The 9,594-nt window shown below is 38.8% G+C and carries 7 protein-coding genes and 2 pseudogenes; 3 read left to right on the top strand and 6 right to left on the bottom strand.

Annotation, left to right across the window (positions count from 1 at the left end; genetic code table 11):
• A pseudogene (locus tag AS180_RS21945) lies at window positions 1-183 on the top strand (IS4 family transposase); the annotation flags it as partial.
• 140 nt (window positions 184-323) lie between these two features.
• Here the strand turns inward: AS180_RS21945 and AS180_RS20045 are convergent.
• Both AS180_RS20045 and AS180_RS20040 read right to left on the bottom strand, forming a co-directional pair.
• Entirely contained in the window at window positions 324-1,385 is a 1,062-nt protein-coding gene (locus tag AS180_RS20045; RefSeq protein ID WP_062687411.1) for a nitric oxide synthase oxygenase, read from the bottom strand.
• A gap of 122 nt (window positions 1,386-1,507) precedes the next feature.
• Window positions 1,508-2,443 (bottom strand): D-2-hydroxyacid dehydrogenase, encoded by a 936-nt coding sequence (locus AS180_RS20040; protein ID WP_062687410.1) that lies wholly within the window; start codon window positions 2,441-2,443, stop codon window positions 1,508-1,510.
• Between the two features lie 241 nt (window positions 2,444-2,684).
• On the opposite strand from AS180_RS20040, the gene AS180_RS20035 reads away from it, so the two are divergent.
• Entirely contained in the window at window positions 2,685-4,241 is a 1,557-nt protein-coding gene (locus AS180_RS20035) for an ABC-F family ATP-binding cassette domain-containing protein (protein ID WP_025907535.1), read from the top strand.
• A gap of 206 nt (window positions 4,242-4,447) precedes the next feature.
• Here AS180_RS20035 and AS180_RS20030 read toward each other — a convergent pair whose 3' ends face one another.
• Together AS180_RS20030 and AS180_RS20025 are read right to left on the bottom strand one after the other, a co-directional pair.
• A complete protein-coding gene (locus tag AS180_RS20030) occupies window positions 4,448-5,278 on the bottom strand; it encodes a hypothetical protein (RefSeq protein WP_062687409.1) in 831 nt (276 codons plus the stop codon).
• Between the two features lie 47 nt (window positions 5,279-5,325).
• Window positions 5,326-6,633, bottom strand: a complete 1,308-nt coding sequence (locus AS180_RS20025) for an ATP-binding protein (RefSeq protein WP_062687408.1) — start codon at window positions 6,631-6,633, stop codon at window positions 5,326-5,328.
• 349 nt (window positions 6,634-6,982) lie between these two features.
• Here AS180_RS20025 and msrA point away from each other — a divergent pair, with 349 nt between their 5' ends.
• Window positions 6,983-7,498, top strand: coding sequence for a peptide-methionine (S)-S-oxide reductase MsrA (gene msrA / locus AS180_RS20020; protein WP_025907539.1), 516 nt, complete (start codon window positions 6,983-6,985; stop codon window positions 7,496-7,498).
• A gap of 35 nt (window positions 7,499-7,533) precedes the next feature.
• Here the strand turns inward: msrA and AS180_RS20015 are convergent.
• Window positions 7,534-9,171 (bottom strand): annotated as a pseudogene (locus AS180_RS20015) (family 14 glycosylhydrolase).
• Window positions 9,172-9,335: 164 nt separating this feature from the next.
• A partial coding sequence (locus AS180_RS20010) for an IS3 family transposase (RefSeq protein WP_139109250.1) occupies window positions 9,336-9,594 on the bottom strand: 259 nt, incomplete at its 5' end.

The raw sequence follows: 9,594 nt of genomic DNA, 5'->3' as shown, positions 1-9,594 counted from the left end.
AGTGAATGGGCCATTCAAAACCAAGTGTTTATCGCACTGATTGTTTTTTGCCTAAATGTAATTGCGCAAATCGAAACAAAAAGTAAGCGAAAAACGCTACAGATTAGCCGTTTTTTAAGGGCTTCGTTATGGAAACCGGCACATATCTGGATACGAAAGATTAAAGGAAAAACCGTTCCTTAAAAATAAATTGTCGTCGTCGCACAAGTCTAATTGTACATAATTTCCAAATGGATGGAGCCACCTTTAATAAGGTATTTACTTTTTTGGCTCTAAACAGGAAAAAACATTAAACTGAAAATTGCGTCAACATTTATGCAACACTAGTGTTTTTTCTGATAAAAATAATTCGGTGACAGCACCTTGTTTTTATAAGGCTTGTGAAAAATATGCGTCGTCGCTGGTGAAACTGGTGGGGTGAGCCACGTCCAGTTCCCCGTTACTTCTCGTCCATTTTTCTCTTCACGCTCTTCAAATAAGCGAAACTGCTGGGCAGCTGTATGATGATCAACGATACTGACACCTTGCTCTTTAAAAGAAGACAGGACGGCCACATTTAGTTCAACAAGCGCTTTATCCTTCCATAGCGTTGCGTTATAGCGAGTATCTAACCCCATAATAGAGGCAACTTTAGGAAGCATATTATAACGATCTGTATCCGCTAAATTACGCGCGCCAATTTCTGTGCCCATATACCAGCCGTTAAACGGTGCAGCTATATATTCAATCCCACCAATTTCCAGATTCATATCAGAAATCATCGGCACTCCATACCATTTAAGCTGTAGATCAGCAAATCCTGCTATCTCTGGGTGAGTAATAGTGACTTCCTTGACAAGTTCCTTAGGAATCGAGAACCACTGCGGCTTCTCCCCATTCACTTGAATAACTAAAGGAAGCAAATCAAAGTGCGTACCGGCTCCTTCCCAACCTAACTCTTGGCACACTTTCGTAAATTCATTGGATGCGGCATCACCAAGCTGTCCATATTCCATTTCATAGCCTGCGTACCTCAGCAGCTGATGATTCCAGATTCGTACCGGCTCTTTCTCACCTGCTTTTGGTTTAAAAACCGTAATCGTTGAGCGAATTTTCCCATCGTTAGTCGCATACTCAATATGCTTATAAAGAGCATCGCGTACTTCTTCAACAGTTGATGCTTCACGCTCATCAAACACGTGAAGAGACTGCCAAAATAAGCGACCGATACATTTGTTGCTGTTTCTCCAAGCCATTCGAGCACCATGTTCAAGCTCATCAAACGTGTGAGTGTACGTTCCTGTTTCTTCAATTTCTTTTTGAACCTGCACTAAACGCTCAGCAGTTTCTTCGGCTCTATCAAGCTCTATATAACAAAGGTGAATAAATTCACTCGCTTTTATCATCAAGTCTTGTTTGTTCAATTTTGTTCACTCCTAGAAGAACAACTTCTTGCTTTTAACCGCAAGCATTCTTCAGTATACCATTACCTTGAATTAAAAGCTTTTTACAATGTTTATTTTATACGTCAGTATCCTCGATTAAGATCTACTTTATTTTCTAACGGTTTGTCCGCTTCAATTCGATCTAGCGTATCAAAAAAACAAGCAACCGCTTCTTTAGGCGTCGTAACAGCCGAAATATGAGGTGTAATTACGATGTTCTCATGCTCCCATAGCATATCAGATTGAGGTAGCGGTTCCACTTCAAACACATCTAAAAATGCCTTTTTAATTCTTCTCGTATTGATAGCTTCTATAAGTGATACCGTATCAACCGTTGCGCCTCTTCCTACATTAATAAAGTATGCACCTTGTAAAATATTCATCCACTCCGCATTAAACATACGATTCGTTTCAGGCGTTAGCGGCAGTGTATTAATGATCCAATCTGCTTGTTTTACATGCGATGCTTCATCACCTGTTGCTACAACCTGATGAAAATGTTGGTTGCTTTTGCCACTTCGAGAAACTCCTGTTACTTGGACACCAAACCTTTTTAACATTTCTGCAATAGACTGTCCAATTTCACCAGTTCCATAAATAACAACTTTTTGACTTGATAACAAAACAGGTTCCAATGGCTCCCATTTCTTTTCACGCTGTGCTTTTTGAAAAGCAACATGGTACTGAAGCTCACTCAGCATATAGCTTAAACAATACTCGCTCATTCTCGCTCCAAATGAGCAAACGGTTCTTGTCAAAATAACATCGTCTTTCCAACTATCTAATTTGACGTAGCGATCTACACCTGCTCCTAAAGAATGAACCCACTTCATTTGATGAAAGGCAAAGTTTTCAACAGGATAAAAGCTCATATAAGCATCTGCCCACTTCAAGTCCTCATCGTTTATATTTTTTTCATCAACGTAGCGAAAAGTCTTGCCTCGCTTATCTTCTCTTTCAATGATACCCTCTAATTCTTTATACATGCGGCTTGTGACCAAAATGTTTTGAATCTCCACTATCTGCTCCCCCTTGCTTCAACCTATATCCTTGTTTCTTATTATGAAGCATGAAATAGAAACAATCGAGTCTGAAACATTTATTCATTCTTTTTTTCTGAAACAACCGCCTAAACATCACCTGTTACGGAATGACATAATATTAGCATGGATTTATCTCTCTAATTTCGCTATAATCGGGGGTGGATTACTGATAGATAAACAATCATCGATTGATTTTAAATAGAAAAGGTGTGTAAACATGAGCGTACTAACGGTTAAAAATTTAAGTCATGGCTTTGGTGATCGCGCAATTTTTAATGATGTTTCATTTCGCCTGTTAAAAGGTGAACACGTAGGTTTAATCGGAGCAAACGGAGAAGGTAAATCAACGTTTATGAACATTATTACAGGAAAGCTCGAGCCGGATGCCGGAAAAGTTGAGTGGTCTAGAAAAGTTCGTGTCGGTTACCTTGACCAGCACACTTCTCTTGAAAAGGGATTAACAATCCGCGACGTTTTAAAAGGTGCGTTTCAATACTTATTTGACTTAGAAGCGCAGATGAACGGACTATATGAAAAAATGGCTGACGTCTCTCCTGAAGAACTAGAAAAGCTTCTGGAAGAAGTGGGTACAATCCAGGATTTATTAACGAATAATGATTTCTATGTCATTGATGCTAAGGTTGAAGAAATCGCTAGAGGGCTAGGGCTAGAAGATATCGGATTAGAGCGTGATGTGCAAGACTTAAGCGGTGGGCAGCGTACAAAAGTCCTTCTTGCGAAACTCTTGTTAGAAAAACCAGAGATTCTTTTACTTGATGAGCCCACTAACTATTTAGATGAGCAGCATATTGAATGGTTGAAACGTTACCTACAGGAATACGAAAATGCATTTATTTTAATCTCGCATGATATTCCATTTTTAAATAGCGTTATTAACCTTATTTATCATATGGAAAATCAAGAGTTGAATCGCTATGTAGGCGACTACGATGATTTTATGAAAATCTATGAAATGAAAAAACAGCAGCTAGAAGCAGCTTACAAAAAGCAACAGCAAGAAATGGCTGATTTAAAGGATTTTGTGGCTCGAAACAAAGCTCGTGTGTCGACACGAAACATGGCAATGTCTCGACAAAAGAAGCTTGATAAAATGGAGGTTATTGAGCTTGCTCAAGAGCGTCCGAAACCAGAATTCAACTTCAAACCTGCACGTACATCCAGCAAGCTGATTTTCGAAACAACAGATTTAGTCATTGGGTATGACGAGCCGTTATCAAAACCACTGAATCTCCGCATGGAGCGTGGTCAGAAAATCGCATTATCCGGTGCGAACGGAATTGGTAAAACAACGCTATTAAAAAGTATTTTAGGTGAAATCAAACCGCTATCTGGTTCTGTTGAAAAAGGAGACTATCAGCACATCGGCTACTTTGAACAAGAAATCAAAAAAACCAATTATAACACATGTATTGAAGAAGTCTGGAATGAATTCCCTCACTTTACGCAGTACGAAATTCGCGCTGCGCTTGCGAAATGCGGTTTAACAACGAAGCATATTGAAAGTAAAGTTGAAGTATTAAGCGGTGGAGAAAAAGCAAAGGTTCGCCTATGTAAGCTCATTAACAATGAAACCAACATTCTTGTTCTCGATGAGCCTACCAACCACTTAGACGTAGATGCCAAGGAAGAATTAAAGCGTGCTTTAAAAGAATACAAAGGAAGCATTTTGCTTATTTGTCACGAACCTGAGTTTTATGAAGACGTTGTAACGGACGTATGGAACTGCGAAACGTGGACAACAAAATTATTTTAATTTTTTCATCACTATGTGCATATAAAGGAAAAAAGCGGGAATGCTATTAGTAAGTTCCCCCCCCTTTGTATTGAGTAACCATTTTCGGATGGTTGCTTTTTTTATTTTTATAAATAAGCTGTGTATAAATTTGTTTACACCCGACCATACTAGAATCATATTCTCCCCTAATTGGACAAGCCGGTTAGCTTTAACAGCTAGCCGGCTTATTTTTTCATGTTCACCCAACTATCAAAATGATGAATGCTGAAACGGGTGGATTTATCATCTACTATAACAATCATTTCTTGAATTTCTTGCATCATAGCTGCCTCACCTTTAGAAGCAAACGAAATAAACTTCCCTTCCGTTGAAGGCACGGTTTCCAATCCAATTTCAATAGGAGTCGAAAACACCGATCCCCACCTACGTTCATTCTTTGTAAGCTCAATAAATCCATTTTCCCCCTTCGCTTTATTGCGATAAGCCATTATTGTTACTTCATCAACCATCTTAATGACGGAGTAAGCAAGGCTATCTGATTCAGTGGTTGAATCTATTTCATCAAACCAAAATGGAATGTCAGCTCCTACTGGCACCTGAAGCGCTTTAGCCCGATTAGCAGCGTCTCGTATCATTTCTTCATACGCACTAACGATTTGCAGCTGATTCTTTTCCCAATTCGGCAATAAATACGGCTCAACATCTAGATGAACGCCTTTAAAGCGCTCATCAACTGCTACTTCTTCTTGGTAGTATCCAATCCAGTCCCAAAAGGCTGCATAATCTGATTGACCTGACGTTGCCCATGTACGACTGCCATCTAAAGCATAGACAGTTATTCCGATACTGTTTGCAGATTTTATAAAACGTTGATATGCCAAGATAGGTACCTCATGGTTAATTTGCAAATATACACGGTTTACCTTCTTTTTTTGAATATCTTTTACCAACTGGGCTGGATTCTGTTCAATACGAGTCGTATCCCACAACCATGTTGAAAAAAACGTATCATCTACTTCTTCACCACTACTAGCAGCACAACTCGTTGAACTCAATAAAGCGAGCATCCCTACAAATAAACCAACAACTTTTCACTTCACACTTATTCCTCCCTTCTATAACCTTCGATTAAGTAAGCTTGCTTTGGATGGTTAGGCTGTTCAGGATATTTAAGCTGAAGCTTACCTTTGCGCAACATTTTAGATAAGTAATTGTTTCTTACTCCATCAGGCGTACGATCTAGTAAATGAGCTAAATCTTTTAGCCTAAGAGGCTGCTGTGCGCATAGCGAAACAATAACTTCTTCCATTTTTGCTGGACTTAATCGCTTTTTGCGCCTTGCTATTTCAGCTAGATTCCATAGAACGCTATTTTCATCTTCTAAATCTGAAATTAAAACATCTTTTTTATTATAGGAGTAATTATTTTTATTGTAGGACCACTCTTCTTTATTATAGGGGTTATCTCCTATATCAGCAGGACTAACTCCTATATTTTTACCCTTGAACTCCTCTATTAAATGTGAATCATCTTTATTAAAGGAGTTTTCAATTTTATTATAGTAGCTACTTTTTTCAACAAATTCTCCGGTCGATTCGACATCTCCTGTTTTATTTCCCGTATTGTTATTAAACGATAAAGTCGAAGTCGTTTGATTTCCAGACTCTTTCTGTCCTTCTGGAAAAGACATAGGTAGACTGAGAGTTGTCCTCTTTAGATAGACATCTTGATCAATAGTTGGAAGCTCGTAGCCGTATGATTTCCATTTATCGTGGAGAGCGGTTAAGCCGCTTCCAGAACGTTCACATAAATTTAGTAGTCGAAATAGCTTAAATAAATGCGGATTTCTTAAATTACTCATCTTTGTTATGAACACCTTATCCACAGGAATTCGAAATAATCCTGGATTAGAAAATACGCAGCTCTGCTGATTGTATTCGAATGTTAATCCACCTTCTCCATTATAGTCTGCATGTAGCAACATGTTCGTAACTACCTCAACTAATGAGGAAGCGATCTCACCATTTGGCTGATGTTTATAGACTTGCTCTGTAACATAAAAGTAAAAGTCATATAAATTTCCAGACCATGTACCGTCCTGGGATGTGAATCGTTCATTCCATCCACCTTGTGCATCGCTTTCTCGATACTCTAAAAAGTATTGTGGTAAAATTTCTGTAATCATTCTCTCTTCACTAAACATAAGCAAGCCCGCAAGCGTTACACCTTCTTTATGAGTGTCTCTCGCTTTTCCCCATGCTCCTACCTTATAAAGAAACTCTTTGGTTTCAAGGACGTTCCAAGGATGATCTGGCTTTACTGCAGCAAACTTATCTCGATAACTTTTAATTGTTTCAAAGTTCAGCTCATTTAATCCATAATGCTCTAGGATGAGGTTATCTTGTATCATTTTTTACTCTCCTATTGTATATTTATTCGTACTTATCCATCTTTTCTGTGGATAACTAGTAAATTTCTCAGTTTATTCTTCTTATATGACTTGCAAAAACGTATTCAATACGCTTTTGAGCATACATAACTAACTACTCGTGGCTATATGTAAGCTAGACATATATCCTTTTTATTTTATCACTTTTTTCTTCTTTCCTCTTCTGCATTCTCAACTATTCATAGCTAGCTTTGTTTTGCTACATAATTCCTTCTTCTCAACCAATCTACTAGGTAAATCAATTATTCGCTCTATCCGCTCTGTTTTGTTATAATACAGAACATAATTATAAAGAGAATGAGGGATTTATATGGAAAAAGCAACGTTTGCAGGTGGATGCTTTTGGTGTATGGTTACACCCTTCGATGAACTAGAAGGCATTCATGGTATTGTATCAGGATACACAGGTGGTACCGTAGAAAACCCAACTTATGAGCAGGTAAAATCAGGTACTTCAGGTCATTATGAGGCTGTACAAATCACGTTTGACCCGGAAGTATTCCCTTACAAGCGCTTATTAGACCTTTATTGGCCACAAATCGATCCAACTGATCCAGACGGTCAGTTCCAAGATCGTGGCCCTCAATACAGAACAGCAATTTTTTACCATAATGAACAACAGCGTACGGAAGCAGAGGAATCAAAACAAGCCGTTGCCGATAGCGGCCGCTTTAAAAATCCTATCGTAACAGCGGTTCTTCCTGCCTCTGAATTCTATGCAGCGGAAGATTATCATCAGGATTTTCATAAGAAAAACCCTAAGCACTACAAAGAAGATCGTGCTAAATCTGGCCGCGATGAGTTTATTGAGGAGAACTGGAAATAAAAATAAGCACCCATGCTGGCATGGGTGCTTTCTTCTTACCAATTATTCGTATACGTTGTAGGCGTTCCTGGAACATTCCAATACTGCTGGGTTGGTTGCCATGATTTTAATGAGCCATCCGAGCGCTTGATAATCGCTTTGAACTGAACGCTTCAATCGGCTGGGAAATTAACGGTTCCTCTCCAATCTCCGTACGTTGAGTTGTAAGAGAGTTTAATTGGATAAGCGATTGTGTCCCACTGTCCAAGTTCAGGACGATCTCCGACGATGTAAACACTCTCTCCAGACGATGTAGGTGCATTTTTAACAACCATTGTCTGTGCAACCGGTTTTATATTTAAGTGCTGATTAAACTGGCTCATACGCGTTGAGTTATTAATAACATCATAGAATCTTAAAAGCGTAAAGCCCGCAAAGTTATAGTTAAATGTCATTTCAGCTGCGCGTTTATACTGCTCTTCACTTCCGATACTTAAAGCATTTTCACCATTTAATACAATCCCTTTTGCGTTTGCTAGGCTTGCAACTTCTTTTACTAACGTTTTTGGCATTGAATACTCAGGATATGTCCCGCTATCAACCATTTCTAAGCACGTAAACGTCAAATCTAGCTTGGCTGTTTTAAATGAGTCTAATAACGTACTCTAGTTATTATAACCCGCTGGCTTTTCAGCAGCATGAGGCATTGTTGGATTATTATATTGCCAGTGTATCCCTGCTATTTTAGCTCCTACAGGCACATTAAACACCGGATCAAAGGCTTGATGAGCTAATGCTCCAATACGCTTTGCATGGTCTTGCAGAACTCCTTGATACCATTCTAGAAAGTCTTTTCCATAGTTTGTGTTATATCCATCCTTTAAAAACTGATTCCCATCTGAAGGTGGTAAAATTTGTGATGTTGATGTTAAACTTAGTCCCCATGCTTGGTTTACACCCGCTAACGAGCCATACTTGTTAACGGCCCACATTTGGAATTTAGATTTTGCAAAGTCTGTGTATGCTTGAAATTTCCCTCTAGAAGGGTAGCCTGTCCCATCAGCAGCTGTATATGAAGGATAGCGAAGCTCCCCAGCTGGTCCCCCTGATAAATAAACCTTTGGAATAACGTCTTTATACGGTGCTAACGCTTGCGCAAATGCTGTGTATAGCTCCCCGTACTGTTTTGTGATTACGTCTGTCGCTAATGGGTTTACTGTTTCTTTGTTTACTGTACCTGTTTCTGATTTAAAATATAGGCTATCATCTGTTTTAGTATTCCAAATCCATGAAGGAAGAGGCGTGTTACAGTCATCTCCTACATTTCCACCACATTGATGCGTCGAGATAATCGGCACCATTTTTATTCCCGCATTTCGAGCTGCCTGTGCGAATCGCTGTGCATAAGAAAAGTCGAACTGCTGGTCACCGTTTTTCTCCATATCTCCCCACCAAAAATCTACTGTCACAGCGTAAAACCCATTTTGCTTTGCCTTCCGAAGGTCATTTTCAAAAGCTTCCCACGTAGTAAACTCCGTTACTTTCTTTAGTGGTGCCATTAAATAGGTCTTGTAATTCGAGTTAAACGACTGTCCATTTACCGCTGCTTGGCTATTGGTTGGCCCTAATATGAAAGCGATAACAAAACTTAACAAAACAATAAGTGATGCAAACTTTTTAATTGGGTTGTACATATAATTCCCCCTATTTTTTAAAATCCAATAGGTTATATTCGGCTTCTTTCTTCAAAATCCTGTTGCGAAAAAAATAAAAGAGTTTGGGACATAACAAAATGATTGCTTCTAAAAGACGAACACTAGCTGTTCCCATCTCTTTGATTTGGATTGTCAACACTAAACTAGACAGTTTTCTTAAGGTGCGTAAATTTGTATTCCACTGGACTTAAATAATCTAAAGTACCGTGGATGCGTAGATGGTTAAACCAGTGCACATAATCTGTAAACTCTCTTTGTAACTCTTCTAAGCTATCAAAATGACGTTTCTTTACGAACTCTGTTTTGATGATTTTGAATGTTGCTTCTGCTACTGCATTATCATACGGACAGCCTTTCAAACTTAGAGATCGCTTGATGTTAAACGTTTCTAGGGCCTCATCA

This window comes from Priestia veravalensis, assembly GCF_001457055.1.
GTDB lineage: Bacteria > Bacillota > Bacilli > Bacillales > Bacillaceae_H > Priestia > Priestia flexa.
The sequence above is the reverse complement of the archived record's forward strand: the minus strand, read 5'-3'. Positions and strand labels throughout refer to the sequence as shown.